Here is a 15,023-nt window from a genome sequence, read left to right as displayed (position 1 = left end):
TAAGGGAGTGTGATCTAAGTCCTATGTGCGGAATCATATATGATGCCGCAATTTTCTACAATGAGCATTTCGATTTGCGTGGAAACGGTGGGGAATTACTTGCTGAAGATGAAGTGCCCGCGCGCTTGCGCGGCTTCGTGCTCTGGGCCAAGAGGGATTCCCTTGCGCTCACGGAGGATGAAGGTGCACACGAGGCCAACCAGCGAAGCCGTGACTAGATAGCCGGATACCGCGAAGGTGGTGCCCGTTGCTTCGACCAGGGAAGCCGCAATCATCGGGGCGAAAGCTCCGCCTAGGACCGAGCCGAGGGCGTAGGTGATGGAAACGCCCGTGGCGCGAATGGATGCCGGGAAAAGCTCGGCATACATGGCGGACTGGGCGCCGTAGGTCAGGCCCAGGCCAAAGGTTAGCGAGGTCAGTGCCAGATAGAGCAGCTTGAGATCGCCAGTGTTGACCAGAGGGAAAAGCGCTGCGGCGCCGAGCGCCTGAGCGATAAAGCCGATGAGATAAGTCGCGCGGCGACCAATTCGATCGGAGATGGCACCGGCAAACAACGTAAAAAGTGCCCAGGTAAACGCGGAAAGCGTGACGGCATTCAGGACGTCGCCGCGCGCGAGCGCAACCGGACCGTCCGGGTCGGTCGCGTACTTCTGGATGTAGCCGCCCGTGGTCATGTAGCCCACGGTGCCATTGCCTGCGAAAACCAGTGCTGCGGTGAAGACTAGTGGGAAAAACTTCTTGAACAGAACGGCGAAAGGATGTGGCGTTTCTTCCTCTTGGCGCTCGGCGATTTCCTCGAAGACTGGGGATTCGTCAACGCCCATGCGGATTAGGTAACCCACCAAAACCAGCACGAAGGAAAGCAGGAACGGTACACGCCAGCCCCAGGCTATGAAGGCGTCGCCAGGCGCGATGGTGTTCATGATTGAAAGAACTCCGGAAGAAAGCAGCAGGCCAGCCGGCACGCCCACCTGGGGCCCGGCGCCATAGAGCCCGCGCTTATCGACGGGTGCGTGCTCCACCGCCATCAGCACCGCACTGCCCCACTCGCCGCCTGCGGAAATTCCTTGGATGATGCGCAGGGCAATGAGCAGGATTGGCGCCCAAACACCAGCGCTATCGAAGGTGGGCAGGACGCCGATTAGCGTGGTGGCGCCGCCCATGGCAAAGAGGGTGACCATGAGAACCACGCGACGGCCAAAGCGGTCGGCGAAGTGGCCGGCGAGGAAAGCGCCGATTGGGCGGAAGAGGAAGGAAAGGCCAACCGTAAGGAAGGAGATGATGGTGGCCAGGCCGCCTTCCAGCGGGCCGAACATGAGCTTGTTGAATACGAGGCCAGCTACCGCGGCGTAGAGGAAGTAGTCGTACCACTCGATGGCGGTACCGATGGTGGTCGCGGCGACAACACGGCGGCGTTCGGCCGTCGTGATTGTCGGAGCGGCAGTTGCTTGCGACATGTTTTCCCTTTCAAGTTGTGGCTTGTCGTATACCTAACCACTTATTGTGAGTTGAACCACTTGCGGCGTTGGTAGGGATAATATACGATTTGGGCAAACATTTGAGAGAAAAGAAGGATTTTTCATGGCTGTACCCCAATTCCTGCCTGAGAAACCGGGCAAGATTATTGCCGTGCACGTGGCTTTTGAGTCCCGTGCCGCTCAACGTGGTCGCTGGCCCAAGACCCCGAGTTACTTCCTGAAGGCGACCAGTACCCTGGCGGAATCCGGCGGCGTCGTCGAGCGTCCGGCGGGCACTGAGCTGTTGGCATTTGAAGGCGAGATTGCGCTCATCATTGGCAAGCCGGCTCGCAATGTCACCTTGGATGAGGCTTGGGGTCATGTCGCCTATGTAACTGCTTCCAATGACCTGGGGCTTTATGATTATCGCGCGCAGGATAAGGGATCTAATACCCGTTCCAAGTCCCGCGATGGTTATACGCCGATTGGGCCCATGCTTATCGACGCCCAGAAGATCGACCCCGCCTCGTTGCGCCTGCGCACCTGGGTTAATGGCGAGCTGGCGCAGGAGGGTACCTCGTCTGAGAAGGACCTCATCTTCCCTCTCGCGCAATTTGTCGCGGACCTCTCCCAGCACATGACTTTGGAGACTGGCGATATCATCCTGACGGGCACCCCGGCGGGCTCCACCGTGATCAAGCCCGGCGATGTCGTCGAGGTCGAGGTTGACGTACCGGGTGGCGAGACCTCCGGACGTCTTAAGACGGCAGTCGTAGAAATCCCGGCTTCCTTCGATTCGGCTCTGGGCAACCTGCCGAATGTCGATGACAAGCAGCGCGAGGATGCCTACGGCGACCGTGAGTCCGCTGGGCTTCCGCCGCTTGCCTCTTCCTCCTCTTCCGAACTTTCCGCGGAATTGAAGCGGAAATTGGAGGAGGCGCCCACCGCCGGACTTTCGGCACAGTTACGAAATCGCGGCATCAACCAATCCGTCATCGAAGGTGTCTATCCACAGACTCCGGGCACCAAAATGGTGGGCGTCGCCCGCACCCTGCGCTTCGTTGCCGGGCGCGAAGATCTCTTCAAGAGCCACGGCGGCGGCTTCAACGAGCAGAAGAAAGTCTTCGACACCGTGAAGGAAGGCGAAGTAATCGTCATCGAGGCTCGCCAAGAGCCGGGGTCTGGCACCCTGGGCGACATTCTTGCACTGCGCGCGAAGACCCGCGGCGCGGCCGGTGTTGTCACCGATGGCGGTGTGCGCGACTACGAGGCGGTCCGTGAGATCGGCCTGCCCGTCTTCACCCAAGGCGCACACCCATGCGTGCTCGGCCGCAAGCACGTTCCGTGGGATAGCGACATTGCTGTTTCCTGTGGCAACGCCACCGTTATCCCGGGAGACATCATCGTCGGCGATGACGACGGCGTCATCGTCATCCCGCGCGAGTTGGCTGAGGAGGTAGCAGACGCTGCGCTTGCCAAGGAGCACGAGGATGACTGGGTGGCCGAGCAGGTCAAGGCCGGCGCAAGCCTCGACGGGATGTTCCCGCCAAAGGGCGCCAACAAGGAGGCCTACCTCGCCTTCAAGAATGGGGGTGGTCAATGAGCCTCGCGGAGAGCAAATCCCAACAGGCATATAACTGGATAAGCCAGCAGATCCGCACCCGCGGATACGAGCCAGGCCACCGCTTGGTTCTTACAACAATTGCGGAAGAACTCGATGTCAGCGTCGTGCCGGTGCGCGAGGCCATCAGGCAGCTCGAGGCCGAAGGGCTGGTTACCTACGAACGCAATGTGGGCGCGCGAGTAACCACCCACAACCGCGAGGCCTACTACGAATCCATGGAGATTGTGGCCACACTCGAGGCCCGGGCAACCGCCCAGTCCGCTCCCTTCCTCGAAGCCGCGGACGTCGCCAAGGCGCGGGAGCTTAATCAGCAGATGCGCGAGCTTGATGTCACCCACGACCCAGACGAGTTCACCAAGCTCAACAAAGAATTTCATAGCGTGCTCTTTGCCAAGTGTCCCAACGAAAGGCTTGTAAAGCTGGTTTACGAGCAATGGGACCAACTGGAATATCACCGCGTTTCGACCTTCCGCTACATCCCGGAGCGGGCGTTGGACTCGGTGGAAGAACACGAAAAGCTAGTCACCCTCATTGAGATTGGCGCCGAGGAAGCATACGTGGAAAAGGTTGCACGGGAACACCGCTTGCAAACCTCCCGGAGCTATCGGGCAAAAAACGCCGAAACAGACACTGCAAACGCAACCTAGATACCCAGACTTAAAGGAGAACCCTAAAGCCATGAGCATCAACAACGACGCCGCGAAGCCAAACGACCTGCCAGAGAAGATCCTCCACTACATCGATGGTGAGTTCGTTTCCTCCATCGACGGCGACGAGTTCGACGTACTCGATCCGGTAACCAACCAGAACTACATCAAGGCCGCCTCCGGCAAGCCGGCCGACATCGACAAGGCCGTTGCTGCCGCCAAGGCTGCCTTTGAGCGCGGCGAGTGGTCCAAGGCTCTCCCCCGCGAGCGCGCTCGCGTCCTCAACAAGATCGCAGACATCGTCGAGACCCGCGCAGACAAGCTGGCTGCTTGGGAGTCCTTCGACTCCGGCCTGCCCATCACCCAGGCCAATGGCCAGGCCAAGCGCGCGGCGGAGAACTTCCGCTTCTTCGCTGACCTCATCGTTGCGCAGGCCGACGACGCCTACAAGGTTCCGGGCCGCCAGATCAACTACGTCAACCGCAAGCCAATCGGCGTCGCAGGTCTTATCACCCCGTGGAACACTCCTTTCATGCTGGAGTCCTGGAAGCTCGCTCCTGCTATCGCCACCGGTAACTCCGTTGTCCTGAAGCCTGCCGAGTTCACCCCGCTTTCCGCACAGCTGTGGGCAGGCATCTTTGAGGAGGCTGGCCTCCCGAAGGGCGTCTTCAACCTAGTCAACGGCTTCGGCGAGGAAGGCTACGCGGGCGACCCACTGGTCAAGCACCCAGACGTCCCGCTGATCTCCTTTACCGGCGAGTCCCGCACCGGTCAGATCATCTTCGGGAACGCGGCACCGCACCTGAAGGGTCTGTCGATGGAGCTGGGCGGCAAGTCCCCTGCCATCGTATTCTCCGACGCGGACCTCGACACCGCAATCGACGCCTGCATCTTCGGCGTGTTCTCCCTGAACGGCGAGCGCTGCACCGCCGGCTCACGCATCCTCGTCCAGCGCGACATTTACGATGAATTCGTTGAGCGCTACACCGCCGTCGCCAAGCGCGTAAAGGTGGGCCTGCCTTCTGACCCGAAGACCGAGGTCGGCGCCCTGGTTCACCCTGAGCACTACGAGAAGGTCACCTCGTACATCGAGATTGGCAAGCAGGAAGCCAAGCTGGCCGCCGGCGGCGAGCGCCCAGAGGGTTTCGAAGAGGGCAACTTTGTGCAGCCGACCGTCTTCGTTGACGTCGACCCATCCGCCCGCATCTTCCAGGAAGAAATCTTCGGTCCGGTCGTTGCGATCACCCCGTTCGACACCGACGAGGAAGCGCTCGAGCTGGCCAACAACACCAAGTACGGTCTGGCCGCATATGTCTGGACCTCCGACCTCAAGCGTGCGCACAACTTCGCGCAGAACGTGGAGGCCGGCATGGTCTGGCTCAACTCGAATAACGTCCGCGACCTGCGTACCCCATTCGGCGGCGTGAAGGCTTCCGGCTTGGGCCATGAGGGTGGCTACCGTTCCATCGATTTCTACACCGACCAGCAGGCAGTCCACATCAACCTCGACAAGGTTCACAACCCGGTCTTCGGCAAGCAGGACTAAATCCTTTTTCTCTCACCTAGTTTTCACCCAAGGAGCACATCATGACCAACGTTCAAGCACCGGATATCCTGCGTTGCGCCTACATGGAGATCGTTGTTACCGATCTTGAGGCTTCCCGTAAGTTCTACGTGGATACCTTAGGCCTCGTCGTGACCGAGGAAGATGACAACGCGATCTACCTACGCACCTACGAGGAGTTCATCCACCACAACCTGGTGCTGCGCAAGGGCCCTGTTCCGGCAGTGGCGGCCTTCTCCTACCGCGTGCGTAGCCCCGAAGATCTGGACCGCGCTGAGGAGTTTTACAAGGCCCGCGGCTGCGAGGTTCGTCGCAACAAGGACGGCTTTGTCAAGGGTGTCGGCGACTCTGTGCGTGTGCAGGATCCGTTGGGCTTCCCATACGAGTTCTTCTACGAGGTAGAGCACCGCGAGCGTCTGGCGTGGAGCTATGACGCCCATATCCCGGGCGCGTTGGTTCGCTTGGATCACTTCAATCAGATCACCCCGGATGTTCCGAAGGCCGTGGATTACATGGAGGATCTTGGCTTCCGCATCACTGAGGATATCCGCGATGAGCAGGGCACCGTCTATGCCGCATGGATGCGCCGTAAGCCGACCGTCCACGACACTGCAATGACTGGTGGTGACGGCCCGCGCATGCACCACATCGCGTTCGCTACCCACGAGAAGCACAACATCATCGCCATCTGCGACAAGCTTGGCGCTCTCCGCGAGTCTGACGCTATCGAGCGTGGCCCAGGCCGTCATGGCGTTTCCAATGCCTACTACCTCTACTTGCGCGACCCGGATGGTCACCGCGTGGAGATCTACACCCAGGATTACTACACCGGCGACCCAGACAACCCGGTTGTCACCTGGGACGTCCACGACAACCAGCGTCGCGACTGGTGGGGTACCCCGGTTGTTCCTTCTTGGTACCGCGACGGCTCCACCGTCCTCGACCTCGATGGCAATCCGGTTCCGCTGGTCGAGCGCACCGATGAGTCCGAGATGGCGCAGACCATCGGCGCGGATGGCTTCTCCTACACCCGCAAGGAAGATTCCGAGGAGATGCCGGAGTGGAAGCAGGGCGAGTTCAAGCTCGGCAACCAGCTCTAAAGCTCTCATGGATGCTGGACTGTGATTTCAAGGTTGATTAAAACCCAGAAATGCGGTCCAGCTTTTCTGCATGTTTCACGTGAAACAACGAACTAAGGAATTCGACAATGTTAGATAGCAAGCAACATATAGCCATCGCGGATGAGCTGGCGCAGGCCGAGCGCGACCGCACGATGATTCCTCTGCTGAGCACTCGTTTCCCGGACATGGGTGTGGAGGATTCTTATGCCATCCAGGGTGAGTGGGTAAAGCGCGGCATCGCCGGTGGGCGGCGCCTCGTTGGCCGCAAGATTGGTCTGACCTCCAAGGTGATGCAGGAGGCAACCGGTATTACCGAACCGGACTACGGTGCCATCTTTGCGGACCAGGTCTATGAGAACGGATCCGCTATCGAGCACGCGCAGTTCTCGAACGTGCGCATCGAGGTGGAGCTCGCCTTTGTTCTCAAGGAGGACCTGGCGGGGCCTAACTGCAGCATCTTTGACGTGCTCCGCGCGACCGATTACGTGGTGCCAGCCTTGGAGATCCTCTCCTCCCGCATTGAGATGAAGGGCCGCACCATCGTGGACACCATCTCTGACAACGCGGCGCTCGGTGCGATGGTTTATGGCGGCAACCCAGTCCGTCCCGAAGACGTTGACCTCCGTTGGGTCTCCGCCCTCCTCTATCGCAATGAATCCATCGAAGACACCGGCGTCGCCGCGGCGGTGCTCAACCATCCGGCGATGGGCGTCGCCTGGCTGGCGAACAAGCTGCATGCCCACGGCGACACTTTGAAGAAGGGCGACATCATCCTCGCCGGCTCCTTCACCAAGCCGATGTGGGTGGAGCCGGGCGATGCCGTCCACGCCGATTACGGAAAGTTGGGAGCAATCACATGCCGATTCCAGTAGAACTTCCGCCAACCTTCACGCGCGCGCTTGACGACGCCCCCTTGATCGGCGCCTGGATCTGCTCCGGCTCCCAGGTGGCGGCGGAGATTGTTGCTTCCGCCGGTTTCGATTGGCTGCTCATTGATGGCGAGCACTCCCCTTATAGCTTGGAGACCATCGCAGAATTGCTTCGGGCCACAGATGTGTATGGGCCAACCCGCATGGTGCGTGTTCCGGTTAATGATACCGCACTTATCAAGCAATACCTAGATGTTGGTGCCCAGAATCTGATGGTGCCTATGGTCGATACTGCAGCCGAGGCCGAGAAGGCTGTAGCGGCAATGTATTACCCACCGCGCGGTGTGCGCGGCGTCGGCAGTGCGTTGGCTCGTTCTTCCCGCTGGAATGGTGTGGAGGGGTATTTGCAGAAGGCCGCTGAGACCGTCAGCCTGACCGTGCAGATTGAGTCCTTCACCGCTGTGGAGAACGCGGCGGAGATCGCGGCAGTCGATGGTGTTGACCAAGTATTTGTCGGCCCATCGGATTTGGCGGCCTCAATGGGGCTGCTGGGACAGCAGACTCACCCAGACGTGCTGGACGCTGTGCAGCGTACTTTCGATGCGGTCCGTGCCGCGGACAAGCCGGTGGGCGTCAACGCTTTCAATCTGGAGCAGGCGCAGCGTTATCTCGACGCAGGTGCGTTGTTTGCGCTGGTAGGCGCTGATGTACAGCTTCTGTCCGGTGCGGCGCGTACGCTGGCGGACAAATTCTCGAAGAAAGGTTAGCAACTTTTATGACCATCAATGTTGAGCAACTGTTGGCCAAGGTTCCGACCGGACTGCTGATTAACGGGCAGTGGCGCGATGCTGCGTCAGGTGAGACCTTCGACGTGGAGAATCCCGCCACCGGTGAGGTACTAGCCACATTGGCTTCGGGTAACTCGGAGGATGCCGTGGCCGCGCTGGATGCCGCCTGTGCCGTCCAGGACGAGTGGGCGCGCACAACCCCGCGCGAGCGTTCTAACATTCTGCGTCGCGCCTTCGAGCTTGTTACCGAGCGCAAAGATGAATTCGCTGCGTTGATGACCTTGGAAATGGGTAAGCCTCTGGCTGAGGCCTACGGTGAGGTCACTTATGGTGCGGAGCATCTGCGCTGGTTCTCTGAGGAAGCCGTGCGTGACTATGGCCGCAGCTTGCCCGCACCGGAGGGCACCCTTCAGATGGTGACCCGCCGTAAGCCGGTGGGTCCGTGCCTGCTTATCACCCCGTGGAACTTCCCACTCGCCATGGCTACCCGCAAGGTTGCGCCGGCGGTTGCTGCGGGCTGCACCATGGTGCTCAAGCCAGCGAAGCTGACTCCGCTGACCGCTCAGTACTTCGCCCAGACCATGATTGACGCGGGTCTTCCGGAGGGCGTTCTGAACGTCGTGGCGGGCAAGTCCGCTTCCGCCATTTCTGAGCCGGTCATGGCTGACTCGCGCCTGCGCAAGGTGTCTTTTACTGGCTCTACTCCGGTGGGTAAGACCTTGTTGAAGGCTGCTGCGGACAACGTTCTGCGCACCTCCATGGAGCTCGGTGGCAACGCGCCGTTCATCGTCTTCGAGGACGCAGACTTGGATCAAGCTGTAGCGGGTGCGATGGGCGCGAAGATGCGCAACATTGGTGAGGCTTGCACTGCAGCTAATCGCTTTATCGTGCACGAGTCCGTGGCCGAAGAGTTCGCACAGAAGTTTGCAGCCAAGATCTCTGAGCTCAAGGTGGGCAACGGCATGGATGAGGGCGTTACCTGTGGGCCGCTCATTGAGAAGAAGGCTCAGGACAACGTCGCCGCGCTCGTCGAAGACGCCGTCGCCAAGGGTGCCAAAGTCCTCGTCGGCGGCAGCCGTGGTGAGGGTGCTGGCTACTTCTACGAGCCGACCGTCCTGACCAATGTTTCACGTGAATCACGCGTGGCGCAGGAGGAGATCTTCGGACCGGTTGCGCCGATCCTCACCTTCAGCGATGAAGCCGAGGCCATCGAGCTGGCCAACGACACCGAGTATGGCCTGGCCTCCTATGTGTTCACGGAAGACTCCGACCGTATGTGGCGCCTGGGCGATGGCCTAGAGTTCGGCCTCATGGGCTTTAACGCCGGCGTCATCTCTAATGCCGCTGCCCCATTCGGTGGCGTCAAGCAGTCCGGCATGGGCCGCGAGGGCGGCGCCGAGGGCATCGAGGAGTACACCTCGCTGCAGTACATCGGTGTGCGTAACCCATACGCCAACCGATAAGGAATATAAGAAAAGCAGCCACTTCGATGGGGTGGCTGCTTTAGGTTTTAACGAGGGTCGCGCTCGCAACCAACGCCATCGCCATCACGATCAAACTTCGACATGAAGCCAGGATCGCCAGAGCGGATTGGGCGGCCAATGGAGTTCCACACGGCAGTGCAGTTTGCATAGCTGGCGGTGACGCGAGCAGGGGCGGGTGCCATCACGCGAGGTGGGGCTGGAGCTGGCCTAGGGGCGGGAGCGGGAGCTGGTGCCGGTGCTGGCGCAGGGGCGGGAGCTGGTGCTGGAGGATTCGGAATAATTCCAGGCAGCGGATTGGGGATCATGCGCTGTTGAACAGCCCAATAGACTCCGCCCGCGATGAGGCCGGCCAATGCGAGAGCGCCAACGACAGAGCCAACAATTACCCCGGTATCAGGTTCAGAGGACTGGGAGTTGGTGGCGGTATCTTGTTCGGCTGTAACGCTCGTTTCGGAGGCAACCGGAGCGTTAACTTCTTGTGCTTGCGCTGGAGAGATAGCGCCAAATGAGAGGGCCGCTGCAAGCAGTAGGCCAAGAGATTTCTTCTTCACAAATTTATTATGCGACTACGCAGAGCCGTATAGGGGCTAAATGGGAGATTTACCCCCATTTAGAAGTCTTAAAGGGATGGACTGCGAAACGGGCGCGATAAGCGCTGGGAGAAAGCCCGAACTCAGTCTTGAAGATGCGCGAGAAATGCGAAGGATCGTGCAGGCCGTAGCGCGCGGCGATGGTGCCAATGGATTCCTTGGCATTTACGGGGTTTGTTAGCTCCTCCCGTGCTTTCTCTAGTCGGCGGCTGCGGATATAGGAGCTTACTGACAGGCCTTGTGCGGCGAAGCGGGAATGGAGATGGCGCACGGATACGAAAAGCGCCGTGGCGATGGCGCTTGGGGAAAGATCTGCATCACCCAAATGCTGCTCGATATATGAGGTGGCCTGGTTGAATAACAAATTCTTCGAGTCAGAAGCGGTGTCGATTTCAGAAGAGAACACTGTGACCAACATGTTCAAGGCGGAGTGAACAAGGGCCGGGGCGTGCGGGCCTTCGAGCACGTCGAGGTTATTGGCCAGCTGCTCGAAAAGCGGCACTGCCACCTTGCCCAAGCCATGATCACGGGAAACTGGGCTCGCAGTTAGCTGCTGAATCTGCGCCGGTGTGAGGCTAAGTAGGCTCTGTGGAAAGTGAACGATAAGAGTGTGCTGCTCGACGGGATATTCAAGAACATAAGGCCGTTGAGTGACATACAGTGCTAAGTCACCGGGATGAAGCTCGCAGGTTCGGCCATCTTGAGCCATGGTGGAGCGGCCGGAAAGTTGAAGGCTGAGCTTGCAAAAGGGGGCGTCGGCAAGCGCTGCGTTTTCCCTTTTTACCGAATGGGGCGCGGTGTGCATGTCAAAGAGGGAGACCTCCCCCACCCTGGTGCTGGTGAGCTGGGCCCAAAAGGTGCTCGCCTCGGGTGCGTGAACCTCCAGCTTGCCGAAGGTCTCCGAAGACGCCGCGCGCCAGGCCGCGAGGTCATAGTGCGAGGAAGTGTTGGGCATATTAGTACTATACAGTGACTTCAAGCACATTTTTGAACAAGTTTTGTGCACTTAAAGTCAAGTGGAATTTTGTGTTGTAGGTAACAATGGGCGAAACTTTGCACACCTCGACCAAGGAGAATAAATGTCGCAGTTCGCCACGTATGAAGATCTTCTCGCAACCATCACCGCTGATGAGGGCCGCGAAATCATCAACCCGGCCACCGAAGAGGTTGTGGGTGTCGCGCCGGAAGGCAACGTTGAGGAGCTCAATGCGGCGGTCGAGCGTGCGGTTCAGGCGCAGAAGTCCTTTGCAAAGCTCAGCGATTCTGAGCGCTGTGACCTCCTGCTCAAGGCTGCGGACGCCATTGAGGCTTCCGCGGAGCCGCTGGTGGAGCTGCTCTCCCGCGAGCAGGGCAAGCCGCTGAACGGCCCGAATGCTCGCTTCGAGGTTGGTGCGTGCTCCGCGTGGCTGCGCGCGACGGCGTCCTTCGAGTCCCCTGATTACACCGCTGTCGATGATGACATCACCGCGACCGTGCACTACCGTCCGCTCGGCGTCGTCGGTGCGATTGGCCCGTGGAACTGGCCGATGATGATCACCATTTGGCAGATTGCCCCGGCCCTACGCATGGGTAATGCCGTGGTGGTTAAGCCTTCCGAGTACACCCCGCTGTCCGTCCTGGCGCTCATCAAGGTCTTTAATTCCGTGCTTCCGGAAGGCGTCCTGCAGGTTGTCACCGGTGACGGCGCGGTAGGCGCAGCGCTGACCACTCACGCGGACATCGACAAGATCATGTTCACCGGCTCCACTGCGACCGGCAAGAAGATCGTCGAGTCCTCTGCCGCGAACCTGCAGCGCCTCACCCTTGAGCTCGGCGGTAACGATGCGGGCATCGTGCTTGACGACGCCGACCCAGCCGCCATCGCCGGCGACCTTTTCTGGGGCGCGTTCATCAACACTGGACAAACCTGCGCGGCAATGAAGCGCCTGTACGTGCCGGAATCGCTTTACGACGCCGTCTGCGAAGCCCTCGTCGAGGTAGCCAAGGCCTCGCCGATGGGTGTGGGCTTGGAAGAAGAAAACGTGCTCGGCCCGCTGCAGAACAAGCAGCAGTTCGACATCGTGGACAAGCTCGTCAACGCCGCCAAGGACTCCGGCGCCCGCGTGCTGCTGGGCGGTGACCCGGACTATGACGCGCCGGGCTACTTCTACCCCACCACCCTGGTGGCGGACATCGACCCGGATAACGCGCTGGTCGTCGAGGAGCAGTTCGGCCCGGCACTGCCGATTGTGAAGTACACAGACCTGGATTGGGCCATCGAGCAGGCCAACAAGCTTGACGTGGGCTTGGGCTCTTCCGTGTGGTCCTCCAACCGTGAGCGCGCTCTGGAAGTTGCCGCGCAGCTGGAGGCTGGCACCACGTGGATCAACAGCCACGGTGCCGTAGATCCGCGCGTGCCGTTCGGCGGCATCAAGTCCTCCGGCTACGGCGTGGAGTTTGGCACCGAGGGCCTCAAGGGCCTGGCCTACCCGCAGATTATCAACGGCTAAAACCGCCGTGGCGCTGCTATTCTAAGCGCCATGAGCACCGCCAACGTCCCGGAGATCGAGTACGCAGCCTTCGACGCAATGAAGGAGGTTGCGTCCTCGCTGAAAGCTGCCTATTTCCACCAGCAGCTTGCGACCGACAGTGAGCTAGAAATTAAGTATTGGACTGCACAAGAGGATTTTGTCCAGCGCATTGTGAGTGGTGTTGATAACACCGACCTTGAGGAAATCCGTGCCGCAGCGGAATTCTTTGCTCGCTTGCTCGATGAGCTTGAAACCCGCGCAAAGGTGGCGTGACAGTGCTGAAGGCTGCGGATTTTCCGGTCGATGATGCTTTTAAACGCCGCGTCCTTGAGCGGCGTATCGCGTATCTCTTTCGCCAGCCATCCGCGGAACCTGAGGTCATCTACCTAGCAGGACAACCAGCATCGGGAAAGTCTTCGGTGATTGAGACGCTTACGCACGACCATGTTGTCCTAGCTTCGGATGAATTGCGTAAGTATCACCCCGCCCTCGACGAAATCATGGAGCGCGACCCCCTGCGCATGGATGTGCTCACCAACGGTCCGGTCCCCTATTGGATGTCCTCGCTGATCGAGGATGGCCGGCAGCACGGCCACTCCCTCATCATTGAGAACACGCTGTCCAACCCGGAATTCATCGCGGGTGAGATAGCCAAGTTTCGCTCCGCGGGTTTCCGCGTGAGGGTCGTGGGCTTGGCGGTGGCGCAGGAGGTCTCCAGGCTCGGTGTCGTCCAGCGCTACCTGGAGGCGCAGCGCGTGAGCCGCTACCCGCGCTGGACCAATGAGGTTTCCCATACGTCGGGCTTTAAGGCCATCGTCCCAGGGCTTCAAGCGATTGCCCCGCTTGTCGACGACCTCGAGATCCGCACCCGCGACGGCCGCACCTTGAGCGGTATCGAGGATATTGAAGCCGAGCGCGCAACCTGGTTCGACTCCCCCGCCATTCGTGCTGATTGGCTGGCCCGCTTCGACAGCTGCGACTTGAGTGGCCTTGAAGCGGAGAAGCTCACGCAAAACCTCGTGGCTGATGCAGAGCGTATCCGCAAACTTTAAGGCTGTGCCCGTGGAACTGCGCGCCCGGTAGGCGGTGGGAGCTTCGTGTCAAAGCGGCTGCTGGCGAGCTAGCGGTCTGCGAGGTCGAGCAGGCTGAGGATGTCGTCTGCGTTGAATTTAAGTTCAATGTGTAGGTTAGCCGAATAAGAAGCTCTGACAGATGGTGGGGTAATCCTGCTCTGACATCTTATTCCAGCTTGGATGCGCTGGGATTAGGACTGGTCACGTGTGAGAAGGTTTCGTGTACAACTAGTGACATGAACTTTTTATTGCTCGGTGGTACCGGTTTCCTTGGAGGACACATTGCGGCGGCAGCAATCGACCGAGGACATCAAGTTACTTGCCTCGCGCGGGGTAACGGGAAGGTTCCCAACGGAGCCGAATTTGTGAGTTCAGACCGTGACCGTGACGGTGCGTACGATGAGGTTGCGGGGAGAACTTGGGACACCATTGTGGATCTGACGAGTCAGCCGAAGCATGCGCGGGATGCGGCGACGAAACTCCAGGCCAAGCATCGTATATTTGTGTCTTCGAGCAGCGTATATGAGGACCAAGGAAGTATTTCTTCCGAGTCTGATTCCGTAGTCACTCCGCTTGAAATTGACTACATGGAGAACATGGGGCAGTACCCAGCCGCAAAGTCTGCTTGCGAAACGATATATCGCAGCACAAATCGGTCGGTAATGGTAGTTCGCCCCGGTCTGATCGCCGGCTACGGCGACGAAACAGGGCGCAGTGGTTACTACCCGTATCGCTTCGCGCATCCCACGGGTGAGAACGTTATCGTCCCAGACCCAGCGTTTCCCGTCGCTATGATTGATGTGAAAGACCTTGCAGGCTGGATAGTTGAATCTGCAGAAGTTGGGACTTTCGGAACCTTTAACGCTACGGGGTTTGCTACTTCCTTGTCTGATGTGTTCAAGATTTCGCGTGAGTTAACCGCATCGGAGGCTACGGAGCGACCTTACTCTGATGAACTGCTTCTCGCTAATGATGTAACCCCGTGGATGGGTCCAAAATCCTTGCCGTTGTGGGTACCAGGTGAACAGTTTCGCAACATCGCGCTACTCGATTGCGCCGCAGCCTACGAAGCTGGCCTGCGGATTCGTCCGTTGAAGGAAACATTGGCGGATGCGCTGCGATTCGAAGAAGAACAGCAGGGTGAAAGACTTGCTGGACTCAGCGATGAAGAGGAAGTCGTGCTTCGCCAGCGGTTAGAAGATGGTATTTAGCTTCGGAGGAACAGTTTTAGTTGCAGTCGGGACCGTGCTGAGTTGTCCTTGTTCCGCGACTGACTGTGAGAATGAGTCCGAATCT

14 protein-coding genes are annotated in these 15,023 nt (G+C 59.4%); 11 read left to right on the top strand and 3 right to left on the bottom strand.

Annotation, left to right across the window (positions count from 1 at the left end; genetic code table 11):
* Positions 1 to 95 precede the first annotated feature (95 nt).
* Entirely contained in the window at positions 96 to 1,457 is a 1,362-nt protein-coding gene (locus HMPREF2692_RS08710; RefSeq protein ID WP_070823390.1) for an MFS transporter, read from the bottom strand.
* A 124-nt stretch (positions 1,458 to 1,581) separates the two neighbouring features.
* Between HMPREF2692_RS08710 and HMPREF2692_RS08705 the strand changes: the two genes are divergently transcribed.
* The 7 genes from HMPREF2692_RS08705 (at position 1,582) to HMPREF2692_RS08675 (ending at position 9,533) form a co-directional block, all read left to right on the top strand.
* The gene (locus tag HMPREF2692_RS08705; protein WP_061925423.1) at positions 1,582 to 3,060 is read left to right on the top strand and encodes a fumarylacetoacetate hydrolase family protein; all 1,479 of its coding nucleotides are present in this window, start codon (positions 1,582 to 1,584) and stop codon (positions 3,058 to 3,060) included.
* A complete protein-coding gene (locus HMPREF2692_RS08700; protein ID WP_061925420.1) occupies positions 3,057 to 3,728 on the top strand; it encodes a GntR family transcriptional regulator in 672 nt (223 codons plus the stop codon). Before HMPREF2692_RS08705 ends, HMPREF2692_RS08700 begins: the two co-directional genes overlap by 4 nt.
* Positions 3,729 to 3,759: 31 nt before the next feature.
* Positions 3,760 to 5,274, top strand: a complete 1,515-nt coding sequence (gene hpaE / locus HMPREF2692_RS08695; protein ID WP_061925417.1) for a 5-carboxymethyl-2-hydroxymuconate semialdehyde dehydrogenase — start codon at positions 3,760 to 3,762, stop codon at positions 5,272 to 5,274.
* A 41-nt stretch (positions 5,275 to 5,315) separates the two neighbouring features.
* Positions 5,316 to 6,392 carry a 3,4-dihydroxyphenylacetate 2,3-dioxygenase gene (gene hpaD / locus HMPREF2692_RS08690; RefSeq protein ID WP_061925414.1) on the top strand — a complete coding sequence of 359 codons (1,077 nt, stop codon included), beginning with the start codon at positions 5,316 to 5,318 and terminating at the stop codon, positions 6,390 to 6,392.
* A gap of 107 nt (positions 6,393 to 6,499) precedes the next feature.
* Positions 6,500 to 7,285: a 2-oxo-hept-4-ene-1,7-dioate hydratase gene (gene hpaH, locus HMPREF2692_RS08685; protein ID WP_062036576.1), complete on the top strand. Its 786-nt coding sequence runs from the start codon at positions 6,500 to 6,502 to the stop codon at positions 7,283 to 7,285.
* The gene (locus tag HMPREF2692_RS08680) at positions 7,270 to 8,049 is read left to right on the top strand and encodes an HpcH/HpaI aldolase family protein (protein ID WP_070823389.1); all 780 of its coding nucleotides are present in this window, start codon (positions 7,270 to 7,272) and stop codon (positions 8,047 to 8,049) included. The genes hpaH and HMPREF2692_RS08680 overlap by 16 nt, the downstream gene beginning before the upstream one ends.
* 8 nt (positions 8,050 to 8,057) lie before the next feature.
* The gene (locus HMPREF2692_RS08675; protein ID WP_070823388.1) at positions 8,058 to 9,533 is read left to right on the top strand and encodes an NAD-dependent succinate-semialdehyde dehydrogenase; all 1,476 of its coding nucleotides are present in this window, start codon (positions 8,058 to 8,060) and stop codon (positions 9,531 to 9,533) included.
* Positions 9,534 to 9,580: 47 nt separating this feature from the next.
* On the opposite strand, the gene HMPREF2692_RS08670 is transcribed toward HMPREF2692_RS08675, so the two are convergent.
* A complete protein-coding gene (locus HMPREF2692_RS08670) occupies positions 9,581 to 10,105 on the bottom strand; it encodes an excalibur calcium-binding domain-containing protein (RefSeq protein WP_070823386.1) in 525 nt (174 codons plus the stop codon).
* 49 nt (positions 10,106 to 10,154) lie between these two features.
* Positions 10,155 to 11,099: an AraC-like ligand-binding domain-containing protein gene (locus HMPREF2692_RS08665; RefSeq protein WP_070823384.1), complete on the bottom strand. Its 945-nt coding sequence runs from the start codon at positions 11,097 to 11,099 to the stop codon at positions 10,155 to 10,157.
* Between the two features lie 124 nt (positions 11,100 to 11,223).
* Here HMPREF2692_RS08665 and HMPREF2692_RS08660 point away from each other — a divergent pair, with 124 nt between their 5' ends.
* The 4 genes from HMPREF2692_RS08660 (at position 11,224) to HMPREF2692_RS08645 (ending at position 14,938) form a co-directional block, all read left to right on the top strand.
* Complete coding sequence (locus HMPREF2692_RS08660) at positions 11,224 to 12,633, top strand: aldehyde dehydrogenase family protein (protein ID WP_070823382.1); 1,410 nt, start codon at positions 11,224 to 11,226, stop codon at positions 12,631 to 12,633.
* A 30-nt stretch (positions 12,634 to 12,663) separates the two neighbouring features.
* Entirely contained in the window at positions 12,664 to 12,927 is a 264-nt protein-coding gene (locus HMPREF2692_RS08655) for a hypothetical protein (protein WP_061925390.1), read from the top strand.
* Positions 12,924 to 13,706, top strand: coding sequence for a zeta toxin family protein (locus HMPREF2692_RS08650; protein WP_239299026.1), 783 nt, complete (start codon positions 12,924 to 12,926; stop codon positions 13,704 to 13,706). The genes HMPREF2692_RS08655 and HMPREF2692_RS08650 overlap by 4 nt, the downstream gene beginning before the upstream one ends.
* A gap of 257 nt (positions 13,707 to 13,963) precedes the next feature.
* A complete protein-coding gene (locus tag HMPREF2692_RS08645; RefSeq protein ID WP_070823377.1) occupies positions 13,964 to 14,938 on the top strand; it encodes an NAD-dependent epimerase/dehydratase family protein in 975 nt (324 codons plus the stop codon).
* Positions 14,939 to 15,023 lie beyond the last annotated feature (85 nt).

The sequence above is a fragment of the Corynebacterium sp. HMSC036D03 genome (assembly GCF_001836185.1).
In the GTDB taxonomy this organism is placed as follows: Bacteria; Actinomycetota; Actinomycetes; order Mycobacteriales; family Mycobacteriaceae; genus Corynebacterium; species Corynebacterium simulans.
This window is presented reverse-complemented; position numbering and strand designations above follow the sequence as displayed.